13 protein-coding genes are annotated in these 16,402 nt (G+C 74.6%); 5 read left to right on the forward strand and 8 right to left on the reverse strand.

Features of this window, described 5'->3' with window-relative positions:
• On the reverse strand, nucleotides 1-241 hold a 241-nt coding region (locus UW392_RS37670), incomplete at its 3' end, for a hypothetical protein (protein ID WP_320779732.1).
• Nucleotides 242-382: 141 nt separating this feature from the next.
• Nucleotides 383-1,132, reverse strand: a complete 750-nt coding sequence (locus tag UW392_RS37675; protein WP_320779743.1) for a siderophore-interacting protein — start codon at nucleotides 1,130-1,132, stop codon at nucleotides 383-385.
• An 81-nt stretch (nucleotides 1,133-1,213) separates the two neighbouring features.
• On the opposite strand from UW392_RS37675, the gene UW392_RS37680 reads away from it, so the two are divergent.
• The 4 genes from UW392_RS37680 to UW392_RS37695 all read left to right on the forward strand — a co-directional run bounded on the left by UW392_RS37680 (nucleotide 1,214) and on the right by UW392_RS37695 (nucleotide 6,350).
• On the forward strand, nucleotides 1,214-3,334 hold the full coding sequence (locus tag UW392_RS37680) for a penicillin acylase family protein (protein WP_320779733.1): 2,121 nt from the start codon (nucleotides 1,214-1,216) through the stop codon (nucleotides 3,332-3,334).
• The gene (locus UW392_RS37685; RefSeq protein WP_320779734.1) at nucleotides 3,318-3,977 is read left to right on the forward strand and encodes a GNAT family N-acetyltransferase; all 660 of its coding nucleotides are present in this window, start codon (nucleotides 3,318-3,320) and stop codon (nucleotides 3,975-3,977) included. The genes UW392_RS37680 and UW392_RS37685 overlap by 17 nt, the downstream gene beginning before the upstream one ends.
• Complete coding sequence (locus tag UW392_RS37690) at nucleotides 3,974-4,453, forward strand: cupin domain-containing protein (protein WP_320779735.1); 480 nt, start codon at nucleotides 3,974-3,976, stop codon at nucleotides 4,451-4,453. The genes UW392_RS37685 and UW392_RS37690 overlap by 4 nt, the downstream gene beginning before the upstream one ends.
• A gap of 217 nt (nucleotides 4,454-4,670) precedes the next feature.
• The gene (locus UW392_RS37695) at nucleotides 4,671-6,350 is read left to right on the forward strand and encodes a copper resistance CopC/CopD family protein (protein WP_320779744.1); all 1,680 of its coding nucleotides are present in this window, start codon (nucleotides 4,671-4,673) and stop codon (nucleotides 6,348-6,350) included.
• Here the strand turns inward: UW392_RS37695 and UW392_RS37700 are convergent.
• Both UW392_RS37700 and UW392_RS37705 read right to left on the reverse strand, forming a co-directional pair.
• Nucleotides 6,344-7,243 (reverse strand): DUF72 domain-containing protein, encoded by a 900-nt coding sequence (locus tag UW392_RS37700; RefSeq protein ID WP_320779736.1) that lies wholly within the window; start codon nucleotides 7,241-7,243, stop codon nucleotides 6,344-6,346. The two genes, UW392_RS37695 and UW392_RS37700, sit on opposite strands and share 7 nt — an antisense overlap.
• A gap of 82 nt (nucleotides 7,244-7,325) precedes the next feature.
• Nucleotides 7,326-11,321 (reverse strand): glycoside hydrolase family 2 TIM barrel-domain containing protein, encoded by a 3,996-nt coding sequence (locus UW392_RS37705; RefSeq protein ID WP_320779737.1) that lies wholly within the window; start codon nucleotides 11,319-11,321, stop codon nucleotides 7,326-7,328.
• 279 nt (nucleotides 11,322-11,600) lie between these two features.
• Between UW392_RS37705 and UW392_RS37710 the strand changes: the two genes are divergently transcribed.
• Entirely contained in the window at nucleotides 11,601-12,467 is an 867-nt protein-coding gene (locus UW392_RS37710; protein WP_320779738.1) for an AraC family transcriptional regulator, read from the forward strand.
• A gap of 20 nt (nucleotides 12,468-12,487) precedes the next feature.
• Here the strand turns inward: UW392_RS37710 and UW392_RS37715 are convergent, their stop codons facing one another.
• The 4 genes from UW392_RS37715 to UW392_RS37730 all read right to left on the reverse strand — a co-directional run.
• Nucleotides 12,488-13,237: an SDR family oxidoreductase gene (locus UW392_RS37715; RefSeq protein WP_320779739.1), complete on the reverse strand. Its 750-nt coding sequence runs from the start codon at nucleotides 13,235-13,237 to the stop codon at nucleotides 12,488-12,490.
• Between the two features lie 76 nt (nucleotides 13,238-13,313).
• Nucleotides 13,314-13,736 carry a cupin domain-containing protein gene (locus UW392_RS37720; protein WP_320779740.1) on the reverse strand — a complete coding sequence of 141 codons (423 nt, stop codon included), beginning with the start codon at nucleotides 13,734-13,736 and terminating at the stop codon, nucleotides 13,314-13,316.
• Nucleotides 13,737-13,750: 14 nt separating this feature from the next.
• Nucleotides 13,751-14,713 carry an alpha/beta hydrolase gene (locus UW392_RS37725; RefSeq protein WP_320779741.1) on the reverse strand — a complete coding sequence of 321 codons (963 nt, stop codon included), beginning with the start codon at nucleotides 14,711-14,713 and terminating at the stop codon, nucleotides 13,751-13,753.
• A gap of 149 nt (nucleotides 14,714-14,862) precedes the next feature.
• Nucleotides 14,863-16,402: LuxR C-terminal-related transcriptional regulator (locus UW392_RS37730; protein WP_320779742.1), on the reverse strand; the 1,540-nt coding region annotated here is incomplete at its 5' end.

Consider the following 16,402-nt stretch of genomic DNA (forward strand, 5'->3'; position numbering starts at 1 on the left):
GGCGGGGGGGCGGGGGCGGGGCGGGCCGCGGCGACGGCGCCGGGCGGTGGGCCCGGCGGGCCGGGGCGCGGAGGGCGGGCTCCAGGAGATCCTGGTCGGCCGTCTCCGCGGTGACGGCGAACGCGGGTGCCGTGCCGGCCCCGGTGTGGGCGACCGGCAGGAACAGGGCGAGGAGCAGGACGAGCACCCGCGGCCAGGCGCACCGGCGTACGGTGCGCTGGGCATGCGGGCGGGGGCTCATGGGAGGTGACCTCCCCCACCCGGGCGCGCGACTCGTCCCGTCGGCCCGGGGAACCACCCGTTCGGCCCAACGGGTCTGCTCCGTGTGGGCGTACGGACGTGCAGGTGTACGGGCGGCCTGTTGGTCCGGCGCCGGAGAAGGTCAGTCCGCGCGCCAGTACCCGAGCGCGTTCACCCGCTGCTTGGGCAGGGCCAGTTCCTTGCGGAAGTACGCCGACAGGGACCGGGTGGTGGCCGTGTCGCAGGCGATCCACACGTACGGGTCCGGGGCGCCGCCGAGCAGTTCCGGCGCGTCCGCCCGCACCCGGGCCACCAGGTGGGCGCCCCGGTCGAGGCGGGGGACGGGGCGGAGGTCGTGGCGGGACGGGTCCACGCGCAAGGGCAGGCCGTCGGTCCCGTCCGTGCCGTCGGTGCCGGCCGTCGTCTCGAACCAGACCGTCGCCGGGGCGTCGGGCAGGGCGCCGAGGAGGGAGTTGAGGGCGGGCAGGGAGGCGGGGTCGCCGATCGCCAGGACGTGGGACGGCGCCGGGTCGGGGTCCGTGAAGCCGGTGCCGTGGACGGTCGCCTCGACGGTGTCACCCGGCCGCGCGCTCCGCGCCCAGTCGCTCGCGCGTCCCTCGTGCAGAGCGAACTCCAGGCTGAAGGTGCCCGCGGCCGGGTCGGGGTCGACCAGCGTGTACGCCCGCTGGTGCGGCTTGCCCCCGTCGTCGAACCACAGCCGCACCCACATCGTCGGGTGCACTCCGGTCGCGGCGAGCATGCCGCCGTCGGTGAGGTGCAGCCGGCGGTAGTGCGGAGTGACGTCCTCCGCCCCCGTCACCGTGAGGACGAAGTCCTTGGCGCGCAGCAGCTTCAGGACCGCGCCCTCCCAGCCGTGCCGCCCCTGCCCCATCGCGTCCTCACCCTTCACGTACGATTCCGCCACAGCCGGACAACTTAGGTGAGCCTAACTTAAGACTCAGGGGTGACAAGGGTGAGGAACGAGATCCACCGCGATGCGTGGGGCATCCCGCATCTGCGCGCCGGTGACGCACACGCGCTCGCTCACGCCCAGGGGCTCGTCACCGCCCTGGACCGGGCCTGGCAACTGGAGGTGGAGCGCCACCGCGCGCAGGGCACCTCGGCCTCCTTCCTCGGCGCCGGGTCCGTGGCCTGGGACGTCTTCGCGCGCCGGGCGCGCCTCGACGACACCGCGAGACGCTGCTGGCGAGCGCTGGAGGAGGGCGACCCGGAGACGGCCGACTGGGTGCGGTCGTACGTCCGTGGCGTCAACGCGGGGCTCGCCGAAGGGGCCCGCCGCGCACCCGAGTTCGCCAGGACCGGGCTCGCCCCCGGCCACTGGGAGCCCTGGCACCCGCTCGGCGTCTGGCTCGGTACCCACGTCCTGTTCGCCGGGTTCCCCGCCAAGCTCTGGCGCGAGGAGGTCGTACGGCACCTGGGCGCCGGCGCCGTCGGGCTGTTCGCCACCGACGGGCCGGGCACCGCGGGCAGCAACGGCTGGCTGGTGGCCGGGGCGCGCACCGCCTCCGGGCAGGCCGTCCTCGCGGGCGACCCGCACCGCTTCATCGAGGATCCCGGCGTCTACCAGCAGATACGGCTGGCCTGCCCCGAGTTCGACGTCGTCGGACTCGCCGTCCCGGGCATGCCCGGCATCGCGCACTTCGGGCACGCGGGCACGGTGGCCTGGTCGATCACCAACGCCATGGCCGACTACCAGGACCTGTACCGGGAACGGCTGCGGCGCACGGACACCGGCGGCGTCGAGGCGCTCGACCCGGACGGGCGGTGGCGGCCCGCGGCCCGGCACACCGAGTCCGTGGAGGTCGCGGAAGTGCGGCAGCAGGGGGGCGCGCCGGTCGAGGTCGAGGTCGTCGAGACCGCGCGCGGACCGGTCGTCATCGGCGGGCCCGACGACGGCGACCTGGAGCCGGTGAGCCTGCGCTGTCCGTCCCGCGTCACCGGGAACCTCGGTCTCGGCGCCCTGCTGCCGCTGCTGCGCGCCCGCCGGGTCGCCGACATCGACCGGGCGTTCGACCGGTGGGCCGAGCCCGTGAACGTCGTCCAGGCCGCCGACACCGAGGGCGGGCTGCTGCACCGGGTGGCGGGCCGGGTCCCGCTCCGCCACCCGGACAACAGCGTGCGCGTCGTCCCTGCCTGGGAACCCGGCCACGAATGGCGCGGCTGGCACGAGACACCCCGCGGCACCGTCGACGGCGGCGTCGCGGTCATGGCGAACCAGCGCGGCCCGGCGTCCCCCTTGGGCGTCGAGTTCGCCCCGCCGCACCGCGCCCACCGCATCCGGGAGCTGCTGCGCGAGAGGCCCGGTCCCGTCTGGACGGCCGCCGACATGCCCGCCCTCCACATGGACACCCTCCTGGCCTCCGCCGGCCCCCTGCTGGACCGGCTGGCCTCGCTGGACGGACTGAGCCCGGCGGCCGACGCGCTGCGCGGCCGGCTGCTGCGCTGGGACCGCCGGATGGAGGCCGGCAGCACCGGGGCGGCGCTGTACGCGGCGCTGCGCGGCGCCGTCGTCCGGCGGCTGGCCGCCGCGCCCCCCTTCGCCGCGCTGGCCACCCCGCCGGCGTACCCGGAGGTCTTCCTCCCCTGGCTGTCCCTCACCGTCCGCGTCGGGTACGCCCTCGAACACCTGCTCAGGGCCGAGGAGCTGTACGGCATCGACCGCGCCGCGCTCGTGCGGGAGGCGGCCGAGGAACTGGCCGCGGCGGGTACCGGGTCCGGCCCGTGGGGCGACACGCACCGCCTCGCCGCCTGGCGCGCGCTCGACGGCACGGCGTACGCCGCCCCCGGCACACCCGCCGATGAACCAGGACTCTCCGGCGACCACGACTGCGTGCTGTGCACCTCCACCGTGCCCGGCGTCACCGATCTGAGCGCGCGCGGGCCCGCCGCCCGGTTCGTCTGGGACCTGGCCCGCCGCGAGGACAGCCTGTGGGTGGTGCCGTTCGGCGCCTCGGGCGTCCCGGGCTCCGCCCACCACCGTGACCAGCTCCCCCTGTGGCTGGAGGGGCACCTCGTCCCGGTCGTCACCGACTGGGACCTGCTGACCGAGGAGAAGCATGACCACGACCTCTGAACCCACCGCGCTCCCCGACCCGTACGCCGCCCGCGGGGCCGTCCACGAGCAGGTGGTCGACGGCTTCGGCACCGTCCGCCTGCTGCCGCTCGACCCGGCGGCCGACAGCGACGTGGTGCACCGCTGGGTGAGCGAGGAGCGCGCGTCCTTCTGGGGCATGAACGGGCTGACGGAGGAGCAGGTCCGGGACGTCTACGCGCACATGGACACGCTCGACACCCACCACGCCCTCCTCGCGCTGCGGGACGGCGAACCGGTCGCGCTCCTCCAGACGTACGAGCCGGCGGCCGACCGGGTGGGCGAGTGCTACGAGGTACGGCCCGGTGACATCGGCGTCCACGTGCTGCTCGCGCCGTCCGGCGCGGCGGGCGGGCGGCCCGGCTGGTCGGCCGCCCTCCTGTCCGCCTTCACGACGTACGTTTTGGCCGTCCTGGACCGGCGGCGCGTCGTCGTCGACCCGGACGCGCGCAACGAGAAGGCCGTCGCCCGCTTCCTGCGGCAGGGCTTCGAGGCCGGACCGGCCGTCGTCCTGCCCGAGGTCGACCTGCCGGACGTGTACCTGCCGGAGAAGCACGCGCAACTCGCCTTCCTCACCAGGGAGAAGGCGTTCGGGCGACGGGAGACCGATACCGTGACCGGGTGACCCCCGACGAGCTCGTCGCCCACTTCGGGCTGGAGCCGATCCCCCGCGAGGGCGGCCTCTTCCGGCAGACGTGGGCCGGACCCGAGCGCCCCGACGGCCGGCCGGAGGGCACCGCGATCGTCGCCCTCCTCACCGGTGCGCCGGACGACTTCTCCGCGCTGCACCGGCTGCCCACGGACGAGGTGTGGCACCACTACCTCGGCGACCCGCTGGAGATGCTGCTGCTCGCGCCCGACGGCTCGTCCCGCACGGCCGTGCTCGGGCCGGACGTGCTCGGCGGCCAGTCCGTGCAGCTCACCGTGGACGCCGGCACCTGGATGGGCGCGCGGGTCGTCGCGGGCGGCGCGTGGACGCTCTTCGGCTGCACGATGGCGCCCGGCTTCACCCCCGGCGGCTACGAGCACGGGGACGCGGACGGGCTGAGCGCGCGGTACCCGGCCGAAGCGGACCTGATCGCCGGACTGACCCGGCCGTGACATGAGCGGCGGGTAAGCGGTCCCCGCACGGCCCACCTGGTGAAACCCCCACCGCCGGGGTGAACGGCACCGGCGTCGCGTCCGTACCTGTTCCGGAACCAGGTAGGGGTACAGGTGCAGGCACGGATCCGGAGACGCGAACGTGGGCCGACCGAGGGACGACGGGCGTGAGGGGCGTGAGGGGCGCAGGAGCGGACGACGTGGGGCCGAGCGCCTGGTGCTGCTGGGCGCCGTACTGGTCCTGCTGCTCCTCGGCGGCTCGGCACCGGCGTCCGCGCACGCCGCGCTCAAGGGGAGCGACCCCCCGGACGGCACCGTCCTGAAGACGGCGCCCCGGCACGTCACCCTCACCTTCACCGAGTCGGTCAGCCTCCTCGACGACTCCCTGCGCGTCTTCGACCCGGACAACCGGCCCGTGCGCACGGGGGAGGCGGGGCGCGCGGACGGCCGCTCCGAGACGGTGCGCGCGACCCTGCCCGCCGGTCTCGCCCGGGGCACGTACACGATCGCCTGGCGGGTCGTCTCCGCGGACAGCCATCCCGTCTCGGGCGCCCTGCTCTTCTCGGTGGGCGCGCCCTCCGCGACCAAGGCCCCGCCCACCGCCCCCACGGAGGACCCGGCCACCGCCTCACTGCACAACCTGGCCCGCTACGCCGCGTACGGCGGACTGGCGCTCCTCATCGGCGTGTTCGTCCTCAGGGCGGTGACCGGCGCCCCCACCGCGCCGCTCCGTGGGCTGGTGACGGCCGGCTGGTGGGCGCTGACCGCCGCCACGGTGCTCCTGCTCCTGCTGCGCGGCCCGTACGAGCGGGGCTCCGGCCCCGCGGACGCCCTCGACCCCGCCGTACTGGCGCAGACGGCGACGAGCAGGCCGGGCCTCGCGCTGCTCGCCCGGCTGGGGCTGCTGGCGGGGGCGTACCTCCTCGTCCGCCGGTCCGGTGCGGCGGGCGGGCGAGAGCGGGGGACACGCGTCGGCGGCATCGCGCTCTCCGTCGGGCTGGCCCTCACCTGGGCCGCCGCCGAGCACGCCTCCGCCGGCATCCAGGTCCCCGCGGCCATGACCTCGTCCGTGCTGCACCTGCTCGCCATGGCGGTCTGGCTGGGCGGACTCACGGCCCTGCTCACCGTCCTCCACCGCGCCCCCGGCGCGCTCACCGCCACCGCAGTCGCCCGCTTCTCCCGGCTCGCCCTCGGCGCGGTGACCGTGCTGGTCGTCACCGGCGTCTACCAGTCGTGGCGGGGCCTCGGCTCCTGGCACGCGTTCACGGCGACGACGTACGGAAAGCTGCTGCTGGCCAAGTGCGGTGCGGTGCTGCTGCTCCTGGTGGCCGCGGGCTTCTCCCGGCGGTGGACCGCGCGGTGGCTGGCGGCGGCGGGGGAGGGCGCGGACGACCGTCACCGGGGCGCCCTGCGCCGGTCCGTCCTCGCGGAGTGCGCGGTCGCCGTCGTCGTCCTCGTCTTCACCACCGTGCTCACCAGCACGCTGCCCGGCCGGGCGGAGGCCGAGTCCGCCGCGGCGAACGGGGCGTCCGGGGCCGCGGCGCCCGGCGGGTCCACAGCCTCCAGCAGCCTCGTCCCCTTCGACGTCGGTACGCCGAACGGACACGGCAAGGTGCAGATCGACCTCGGGCCCGGACGCGTCGGCCCCAACACAGTGCAGGCCGTGGTCTTCGGCCCCGACGGCGGCATCTCGACCGTCCCGGAGGTCCGCCTCACCTTCACGCTGCGCGCCCAGGACGTCGGCCCGATCGACGCCCGGCTGGAGAACAAGGGCGGCTACTGGGGGACGGAGGACCTCCGCCTCCCGCTGCCCGGCACCTGGACCATGAAGATCACGGTGCGGACGACGGACATCGACCAGGTGACGGTGGAGAAGGACGTACGGGTCGGTCAGTGAGCGGCCGGTGCGGGGACGAGCAGCCGGCGCATGGCCTCGGCGGCGCGTACGGCGGCGTCCCCGCAGCAGTTGTTGAAGAGCACGTGCAGTTCGTCGGCCTGCTCGGCCGCGCGCCGCAACCGCGGCACCCACGCCCCGAGTTCGGACGGGGTGTACGCGTGGCGGAAACGGTCCTCCTTGCTCCCGGTCCCCCACGCGGCGCTCCGGCCGTGGAACCGTACGACGGCGAGGGCGGAGCGGGTGACGGGCACCAGCGGCGGGAGGGAGCCGGACAGCCCCTGGACCACGTCCACGCCCACGGCACTCACGCCGAGACCGGAGAGCAACGCGCAGGTGGCGTCGTACTGTTCGGCGGCCCACCACCCGGGGTGCCGGAACTCCACGGAGAGGGGCAGGCCGGACGTCCGCGCGGCGCACTCCTGGAGCGTCTCCTCGGCCCCCGGGCCGGGCGCGAACCACGGCGGGAACTGGAACAGCACGGCGCCGAGCCGCCCGGCCTCCCGGAGCGGTTCGACGGCCGCCGCGAACCGCTCCCCCACCTCGTCCAGCAGCGCGGCCCCGGCGCGCCCGCGCCGCAGGGCGGCGAGGTCCCCCTCGCCGAGGCGCGACCGCAGGTCGGCGGGGAGCGCCTGCGCGCGCGTGGGATGCCCCGTCAGCAGGGAGAACGCCTTGACGTCGAAGCGGAAGCCGGGGGGCGTCCGCTCCACCCACAGCAGGCTGTTGCGGCGGCTGGGCAACGCGTAGTACGAGGAGTCCACCTCCACCAGGGGGAACCGGGACGCGTAGTACCGCAGCCGCCCCTCGGCGTCCCGCATACCGCGCGGGTACCAGCCGCTGCCCACCAGTTCACGGTCGGTCCACGAACACGCTCCGACCCGGATGTCAGTTCCCATGGCAGCCGGTTACCCCGGGGGACGGCGGTCTGTCGTACCGTCCCCCGGGCCCGGTCGCGGTGGTCGCGGTGGTCGCCCCGCGTCACTCCGTCGCCGTGGGCCGCCGTGACTCCGCCATCGCCCCGTCCACGCCGGTCAGCGGCCGCAACCGGTAGCCGTACGCGTAAGTGCGGCTCGCGGGCAGCTTGAACTCGTCGTGGGTGTGCGCGCCCCAGCTGTTGTCGCCGCCCACGCCCATCTGCCGGTGGTTGACCCGCAGGACGACCTCCTCGCGGGGGTCCAGCTGGTAGTCGTGCCGCACCCCCGTCGACAGGTCCTCCGGGGTGAGGTGCGAGGCGTTGACCTCCAGCAGCGGCGCGTCGGAGAGCACGTCACCGGAGACGAGCAGCCCCGTGCCGTCCCGCCCGGTCAGCGCGATCCAGCGCACGTCGGTCCTGTTGCCGTTCTCCTGCGGGCGGATGTACGGGGTCCACTGCCCGGCGACGGTCCCGGAGTACACGCCCACGTCGGTGCCGGTGTTGCGGTCCCAGTAGTTCTCCTCGGGGCCGCGCCCGTACCAGCGCAGGCGGTCGAGGCGGCCCGGCAGGAACAGCAGGGTGCCCACCTCCGGGAGGTACGGCAGGCTCGCCGCGCCCGGGTCCAGCGTGTGCTCGACCTTGATCTCGCCGTTGCCGAAGACCGTGCAGGTGGTGGTGTACGAGGAGGGGACGGTGGTGGGCAGGGTGCCGGCGACGCGGATCTCGACGGCCCGGTCGCGCAGGGCGCGCACCCGCACGTCCGTCACCTCGCGGCGGGCGCCCGCGTCGCGCCAGGTCTGGTTGCGGGTGTGCTGGCCGTTGCCGCGGTCGTTGTCGACCGGCGCGCGCCAGTAGTTCGGCACCGGCCCCGCGGTGATCAGCCGGGCGCCCCCGACCTCGTACGAGGTGATGACGCCGCTCGCCCTGTCGACGGTGACGGAGAAGTCCCGGCCCGTGACGGTGACGGAAGCGTCGCCGTCCGCGTACCGCAGCGCCGGGACCTCACCGAGCGGTACGGGGGTCACGGGCGGGCCGCCCGCGTCCACGGCGAGCTGCTGCCGGGCCACCTCGAAGCCGGCCTTCGCCCACTGGGTGGCCTCCTTGGTGGTGAAGGAGAGCACCAGGAAGTACTCGGTGCCCGGCGCGGAGCGGGCCGGCAGCCGGTACGGGACGGTGATCTCCTTGGCGGACAGCGGGTCCACGTCCAGCTGGGCGCGGGTCAGCGTGCCGCGCCGCACCACCTCGCCGTCGGCGAGGAGCGACCAGCGCCCGTCGAACGCGCGCAGGTTGGTGAAGAGGTGCTCGTTGGTGAGGGTGACCGTCCTCGACGTGGCGCCGAGGGTGCCGCCCGCGGTGGCCGGGGCGGCGTGGATCGCCTGGTAGACCTGCTTGACCTCGGCGGCCTTGCCGGTGAGGCCGCGGTCGGCGAGGACGACGCCGTCGGCCACGAAGGCCCCGTCGTTGGGGTTGTCGCCCCAGTCGCCGCCGTACGCGAAGAAGGAGCGCTCGCGGGGCCGCTTCTCGTCGACCTCCACGGTGGCCGCGTCGAACCAGAACCGCACGCCGTCGCCGTCGGGACCGCGGCTGTCGGCGGCCCCGGGAGCCAGTTCGGCGGCGGTCAGCGCGCGGGCGTACACGCGCGCCCGCCGGATCGTGCCGCTGAACTCCCGGGTCGGGTTGTCCACGTCGGTGGCGAGCGAGAGGGGAGCGGTGTTGACGTCGGGCCCCCGGGTGGCGGTCCGCGTGGCCCTGACCCGGCCGTCGACGTGGAGGGTGAGGGTGCCCGCCGCCGCGTCGTACACCCCCGCGACGTGGTGCTCGCGCCCCGTCCAGTCGTCGGGGAGCGCCCAGCTCGCGGTGGCCCACTGGCCGCCGCCGTACAGGAAGAACTCCAGCTGCCGGTCGGTCTGCTTCAGGGCGTACTGGGTGTCGCCCTTGGCCAGGACCGGCTGGTGGAAGCCGGTCACGTGCGGGGTGATCCAGGCTTCGAGGGTGAGGGAGCCGGTGAGGTCGAGGCCCTCGTCGCGGGCGAAGACGGTGCCGCCGGTCAGACCCTCGCGGCGGTCGAAGGTGCCGCTCGCGTTCTGGATCTCACCGCGCAGCCGGGCGGGCCCCGTCTCGGTGAACAGGGTGCGGACCGGGGTGGGCGTGGTCAGGGACTGGTCGGCGAAGTCCCAGATCCAGCCGCCCTGGAGCACGTCGTGGCGGCGCACGACGTCCCAGTACTTCTTGAGGTTGCCGGTCGAGTTCCCCATCGAGTGCGCGTACTCGATCATGACGTAGGGCCGGGTGTCGGACGTGTCCTTCGCACGTTCCTCGACGCGCTGCGGGCTCTCGTACATCCGCGAACGGATGTCGCTGATCCCCGGCCGGTCGTCGCCCTCGTACTGGATGACGCGGGTGTCGTCGTACGAGCGGATCCAGTCGTGCATGGCGGTGAACGTGCTGCCGGTGCCGGCCTCGTTGCCGAGCGACCAGATGACGACCGAGGCGTGGTTCTTGTCGCGGTGGACCATGTTCCGGGCGCGGGCCACACAGGCCGCGCTCCACTCCGGGTGGTTCCCCGGGTACTCGTCGCGGACGCCGTGGGTCTCGAGGTTCGTCTCGTCGACGAGGTAGAGACCGTACTCGTCGGCGAGCTCGTACCAGAGCGGGTTGTTCGGGTAGTGCGAGGTGCGGACGCTGTTCATGTTGAGCCGCTTGACGATCTCGATGTCCTTGACCATGTCCGCGCGCGTGAGGGCGGTGCCGCGGTCGGGGTGCATCTCGTGGCGGTTGGTGCCGCGGAGGGAGACGGGCTGGCCGTTGATGCGCATCAGCCCGTCCTTCAGCGCGAACTCGCGCAGGCCCACCCGGTGCGAGACCGTCTCGACCACCTTCCCCGCCGGATCGCGCAACCGCAGCACCGCGGTGTAGAGGTACGGGTCCTCGGCCGACCACAGCCGGGGCGCGGGCACCGCCCGGGAGGCCCGTACGGTCACGTCCTCGCCGGCCGGCGCGGAGGCGAGGTCGGCGTCCTGCCGCAGCGGCCGCGGCCAGACGGCGTGCCCGCGCGCGTCGTAGAGCTGCGTCTCGACGGCGTACCGGCCGGTCCGGGTCCCGTCGTAGGCGCGCACGCTCGCGGTGACCGCCAGCTCGGCGGATCGGTAGCCGTCGCCCAGCGGGGTGTCCAGCCTGAAGTCGCGCAGGTGGACGGTGGGGGTCGAGTACAGGTAGACGGACCGGAAGATCCCGCTCAGCCGGATCATGTCCTGGTCCTCGAGCCAGTCGCCGTCGGAGTACCGGTACACCTCCACCGCGATCTGGTTGGTGCCGGGCTTCAGGTACGGGGTGATGTCGTACTCCGCGGGGGTGTACGAGTCCTCGTGGTAGCCCGCCAGCTGCCCGTTGATCCACACGTAGTGGGCCGACTTCACGCCCTCGAAGTGCAGGAAGGTCCGCCGCCCCGACCACCCCTTCGGCACCGTGAAGGTCCGTCTGTACTGGCCCACGGGGTTGTACCGGGTCGGCGCGGCCGGCGGCCGCGCGTCCTCCCCGAGGCCGTTGGGGCCCCACCACGGGTAGGTGATGTTGATGTAGATCGGGAAGTCGTGGCCGTGCAGCTGCCAGGCGGAGGGCACCGGGATCGTGTCCCATCCCGAGTCGTCCAGGTCGGTGCGGTGGAAGTCCTCGTCCCGGTCGGCGGGCCGGTCGGTGTGGGCGAACCTCCACTTCCCGTCGAGGCTCAGGCGGTAGGGCGAGCGCGTCCGGTCTCCGGTGAGGGCCTGCTGGACGGTCTCGTACGGCATGAGCGTGGCGTGGGGCGGCTCGGTCCCGACCTGGAAGACGGCGAAGCCGTCGTTCCACTCGGGCGGCGCGGTCCCGTCGGCGGCCGTCGTTCCGGGACGTCCCGCCGCGTACGCCGCGAGGGGCGAGGCGGACAGGGAGAGGGCGCCGAGGAGGGCGACTCCGCCCTCCAGGAGCCGACGGCGGCTGACGGGCGGCCGCGGTGCGGCGGCGGGGTACGCGGGGGACACCGGTGAGTCGTGCGGGTGCGGGTGCGAAGCGTGCGGGTGCGACATGAACTCGGCCTTCCTCGGCAGTTCGCGCGGTCGACGACGTACGGAACTCACAGCCCGGAGGCACGGGTCACACGGGTCGCACGGGAAACACCCGTCCCCGAGGCAGCATCACCCTAGGACCCGCACACAATCGGAGCAATAACGCCGTCGGACTCTGTGTGTTCCTGAGGGGACCCCGGTCCGGGCCCCGTCGGCACCCGATCGGGGCGGGCACAGGATGTCGGGTCCGGCAGGGTGGTCCCTCCCTAGCGTGGTGCACGTAAAAGGAAGGAGAAGCCGGTGCTGGAGCGGCTGAACCAGGCCATGGAACACATCGAGCGGCACCTCGACGGGACCGTCGACGTGGCCGAGCTCGCGCGGACCGCCGTCACCTCGGAGTACCACTTCCGGCGGCTGTTCTCCGCGCTGGCCGGCATACCGCTGTCCGAGTACGTCCGACGGCGGCGGCTGACGGTCGCCGGCGCGGAGGTGCTCGACGGGCGGCGGACGCTGCTGGAGATCGCCGTGCGGTACGGCTACGGCTCGGGCGAGGCGTTCGCCCGCGCGTTCCGCGCCGTGCACGGCGTCGGCCCCGGCGAGGCACGGCGCGGCGGAGCGACGCTGCGCTCCCAGCCCCGGATGTCCTTCCGCCTCGTCGTCGAAGGGAGCACGGACATGCGGTACCGGATCGTGGAGAAGCAGGAGGCGCGGGTGGTGGGGAGGAAGGCGCGCGTGCCCCTCGTCCACGAGGGGCTGAACCCGGCGATCACCGAGTTCGTACGGAGCCTCGGCCAGGACACCCTGCGCCGGATCGAGGCCCTCTCGGACCAGGAGCCGCGCGGTCTCGTCAGCGTCAGCGCCGACCTGGACGAGAGCCGCGCGGAGGGCACCGGACTCGACTACTACCAGGGGGTGGTGACCGGGGCGGACGTGCCCGAGGACATGGACAGCATCACGGCGCCCGCGGGCTCGTGGGCGGTCTTCGAGAGCTCGGGCCGCTTCCCGGAGACGATCCAGTACCTGTGGCGGGACGTCTTCACCCAGTGGTTCCCGTCCAACCCGTACCGCAGCCGGCCGGGCCCGGAGATCCTGCGGGCCCGGGTCTCCGCCGACGGCACGGAGGCCGAGGCGGAACTGTGGATCCCCGTGGAGCGGACCACGGGCTGAGCACCTCCGTCCCGGGTGGCTCAGACGGTGCGGCGCAGCCAGTCCTCGAAGCGGGTCCCGGCCAGGTGGGCGCGGCCTTCGTCGGGGACGAGGCTGCGCTCGGTCGGTACGGACCCGAAGTAGCGTGCGCCCGGATCGGCCACGACCGTGCGCGCGTCGTGCCACGCGCGCAGCGCCTCGGCGATGAACTCGTCGAAGCGGAACCGCTCGGGCCCGGCCACCTCGGTGGTGCTCTTCGACGGCCCCGCCACGGCTGCCGCACAGACCGCTTCGGCGACGTCGTCGGCCGCGACGGGCTGGAGGAGCACGGGCGGCACCCGCACGGTGGTGCCCTCGGTGGCGGCGTCGGCGATGCCCTTGGCGAACTCGAAGAACTGCGTGGCCCGGACGATCGAATAGGGGATCGAGCTCCGCTTGACCAGCTGCTCCTGGGCCAGCTTGGCCCGGAAGTAGCCGTTGTCGGGCTCGTTCTCCAGGCCCACGATCGACAGGGCCACGTGGTGCGTCACGCCCGCCGCGGCCTCGGCGGCCAGCAGGTTGCGGGTGGAGACGGTGAAGAAGTCCAGCACCGCCTTGTCCTCGAAGGAGGGCGAGTTGGCCACGTCCACGACGGCCCGGGCCCCGTCGAGCACGGCGGCCAGGCCCTCGCCGGTGAGGGTGTCGACGCCCGTACCGGGCGCGGCGGGCACCGCCTCGTGCCCACGCTCGCGCAGCCTGCCGACCACCTTGCCGCCGATGAGGCCGGTGCCTCCGATCACCACGGTCTTCACGCCGCACACTCCTGGGTCTCGAACTTCTCGGGGGCCATCGGGTCCGGGGACTCAGGTGTCGCGTCCCGGTGGCAGGTCAGGAGGTCCGGGGTGCGCGCAGGTGCGCACGCCGCTTCAGCTCGTCGTCGTCGACCAGGACCAGCATGGGCTGACCGGGCGCGCAGAACATGGTGACGAGGAAACGGAGCCGGGTGTCGGTGCGGTGGTTGCCGTCCTGGTAGTGGATGACGTCCCCGCCGGGTTCCCAGAACGTCTCCCCGGCGCGGACGATCCGTACCGGCTCGCCCTCCAGTTCGAAGCGCATCTCGCCCTCCAGTACGTAGCCGAAGGCCGGCCCGGAGTGGCGGTGCGGCGGGGTGCCCGGGTCGCCGGGCGGGAACTCGACGTGGACGGTCATCGCGTGCGCGCCCTCCGGTACGGCGGGCGGGGTGGCCTCCTGCAGCACGGTGACCGCGTTCTTCCAGGCCTCCGAGCGTGCGTGGTCGTGGTTGTCGGGCATGACGGGTGCCTCCCTTACCTGCCTGCTTCCCCTGCGGCCAGGGCGGTCCTCAGCACCTCGGCGGCCTGCGCGGTGGCGGCGCGGGCGGCGCGGGTGTCGCGCAGCGGGTGGAGCATCATGAAGTCGTGCACGGCGCCGTTGTAACGGACGCCGGTGGTCGGCACGCCGGCCAGGGTGAGCTTGCGGGCGTAGGCCTCGCCCTCGTCGCGCAGCACGTCGTTCTCGTCGACGAGCACGAACGCGGGCGGCAGGCCCCGCAGCTCCTCGACGGAGGCCCGCAGCGGCGAGGCGGTGATCTCGGCGCGCTGCGCGGGGTCGGTGGTGTAGCAGTCCCAGAACCAGGCCATGGCCGCGGCGGTCAGGTACGGTCCGTCGGCGAACTCGCGGTAACTGGCGGTGTCCTGGGCGGCGTCGGTGACCGGGTAGTACAGCGACTGGTGCGTGAACCGCACGTCGCCGCGCCGTTTGGCCAGCAGCGTCAGCGCGGCGGACATGTTGCCGCCGACCGAGTCGCCGGCCACCGCCAGCCGGGAGGCGTCGAGGCCCGCGCCGGCGCCCTCGGCGGTGATCCACCGGGCGGTCGCGTACGCCTGTTCGAGGGCGACCGGGTAGCGGGCCTCGGGCGAGCGGTCGTACTCGACGAAGACGAGCGCGGCGCGCGCCCCCACGGCCAGCTCGCGGACGAGGCGGTCGTGGGTGGCGGCGTTGCCCAGCACCCAGCCGCCGCCGTGCACGTACAGGACGGCCGGCAGCGTCCCGGCCACCCCGGCCGGCCTGACGACCCGCACCCGCACGTCACCGGACCCGGCCGGCACGGTGATCCACTCCTCGTCGACGTCCGGTACGGGCACCGACGCGGCCTGGATGTCGTCGAGGACCTTCCTGGCCCCCTCGGGCCCCAGCTCGTGGAGGAACGGCGGCGTCGCGGTGGCGTCCGCGAACTGCCGCGCGGCCGGCTCCAGGACGTGCTCACCCATGCGGGGTCTCCCTCTGTTCGCCGCTTGCCGCGGCCCTGCCGGCACGAGCTCGGACATCGACGACTGTCGCCGGACCGGATGCCGGTCGTACCCGGGTGTGCCACGGGGTGGGTCCCTGGGGCGGGGCCCGGCCACGGGGAGGGGCGAGGTCAGACCCGGGTACCGGGGTCGGCACGCTGGAGCTGCCTGCGCGAGGTGACGGCGAGCTTGCCGAAGATGTTGCGCAGGTGCCACTCGACGGTGCGCGGGCTGATGAAGATCCGGGCCCCGATCTCCGGGTTGGTCAGGCCCTCACGGACCAGCCGGACGATCCGGGCCTCCTGCGCGGTGAGTTCCCCGGCGGCGCCGACGGTGCGTTTGCGCACCTGTTCGCCGGTGGCCAGGAGTTCGCGCGCGGCCCGCCGGGCGAAGGCGTCCATGCCCATCGCGGTGAACGACTCGTGGGCGGTACGCAGCTGCGCGCGGGCGTCCCGCGGCCGGCGCTCACGGCGGAGCCACTCGCCGTAGAGCAGCCGGGCCCGGGCCAGCTCCCCGCGGACCGCGCTGCGCCCGAGCCGGTCGACGGCCTCACGGTAGAGCTCCTCGGCGGTCGCGCCGCCGCTCAGCAGCGCCCGTGAGCGCGCCTCCACGCCCAGCGCCCAGTCGGTACCGCTCGGCCGGGTCCGCTCGCTCAGCCGCCGCAGCACCTCGGCGGCGCGGGCCACATCGCCGCTGCGGGCCGCGGCCTCGACGTACTCCACCAGTGCCCACACCGCGACGGCGCCCACGTCCCGCCGGCCGTGGTCGACGACATCGGCCAGCGCGGCCAGCGCGTCCCCGTACCGGCCCAGGCTGTTGCGGAGCAGGGCCGTCGCCCAGCCGCCGACGACCAGCGGGCCCCTCTCGCCCCGGCGCGCCGCCTCCGCGACGGCGGTGCTCGTCAGCGCGGCGCACTCGGCCTCCCGGCCCCGCCAGGCGGCGACCAGCAGGGCCCCGTAGGGCGGGTACGGGACCCCGGCCGCCGCGGATACCGTCCGCACCTCCTCGACCATCGGCGCGGCGGTACTCAGCTCGCCCGCGAGGACGTGCGCGGTGAGGCGCCCGGTGAGGGCGAGGGGGAGCGCGGTGAGCCGGCCGGTCCGCCGGGCGACCCGGACGTGCCGGTCGGCCAGCAGGACGCAGGAGTCGTAGTCCCAGAGGCTCGCGGCCATGGCGGTGACCAGCCAGAACCAGCGCGGCCCGTCGTCCGCGTCGGCCACCTCGTCCTCAACGGCGGCCGACCCGCGGAAGGCCTGCAACACCGGTCGCAGCCTCCTCACCCCGGCGGCGTGCCCCTCGATGATCAGCGTGGTGATGCCGTCCAGCAGCAGATCGCCCGGGCGCGGTGGCTGGGCCGCCGAAGGCCCCGCGCGCGCGGCCGCGGCCGCCGCGAGCTGACCGTCGCCCGCGGCGCTCGGTGTGGCGAACATCGCCGCGCCGATCGCCTCCAGGTAGGTGTCGCGGGCCAGTGGCACGTCATGCGGTGCGAGCTGCCGGGCGGCCGTGAGCAGGAGCGGAAGGGCGTCGTCGCCCCGCTCCGCGGTGAAGGCGATCCGGGCGCGCAGCAACGCCACCTGGGAGCGCCGGTACCGGTCGAGCGGGCCCGCCTCCGCCACGGACAGCATGCGCAGGGCGGCGTCCGGCGCCCCGGCCTGGTGGGCCGCCCGCGCG

It is taken from the genome of Streptomyces sp. CRN 30 (assembly GCF_034105845.1).

Bases quoted from the DNA above. Each gene is read 5' to 3' on its own strand.
- UW392_RS37685 (WP_320779734.1), top strand. From the start codon at position 3,318: ATGACCACGACCTCTGAACCCACCGCGCTCCCCGACCCGTACGCCGCC.
- UW392_RS37700 (WP_320779736.1), bottom strand. From the start codon at position 7,243: ATGGGAACTGACATCCGGGTCGGAGCGTGTTCGTGGACCGACCGTGAA.
- UW392_RS37705 (WP_320779737.1), bottom strand. From the start codon at position 11,321: ATGTCGCACCCGCACGCTTCGCACCCGCACCCGCACGACTCACCGGTG.
- UW392_RS37675 (WP_320779743.1), bottom strand. From the start codon at position 1,132: ATGGGGCAGGGGCGGCACGGCTGGGAGGGCGCGGTCCTGAAGCTGCTG.
- UW392_RS37725 (WP_320779741.1), bottom strand. From the start codon at position 14,713: ATGGGTGAGCACGTCCTGGAGCCGGCCGCGCGGCAGTTCGCGGACGCC.
- UW392_RS37720 (WP_320779740.1), bottom strand. From the start codon at position 13,736: ATGCCCGACAACCACGACCACGCACGCTCGGAGGCCTGGAAGAACGCG.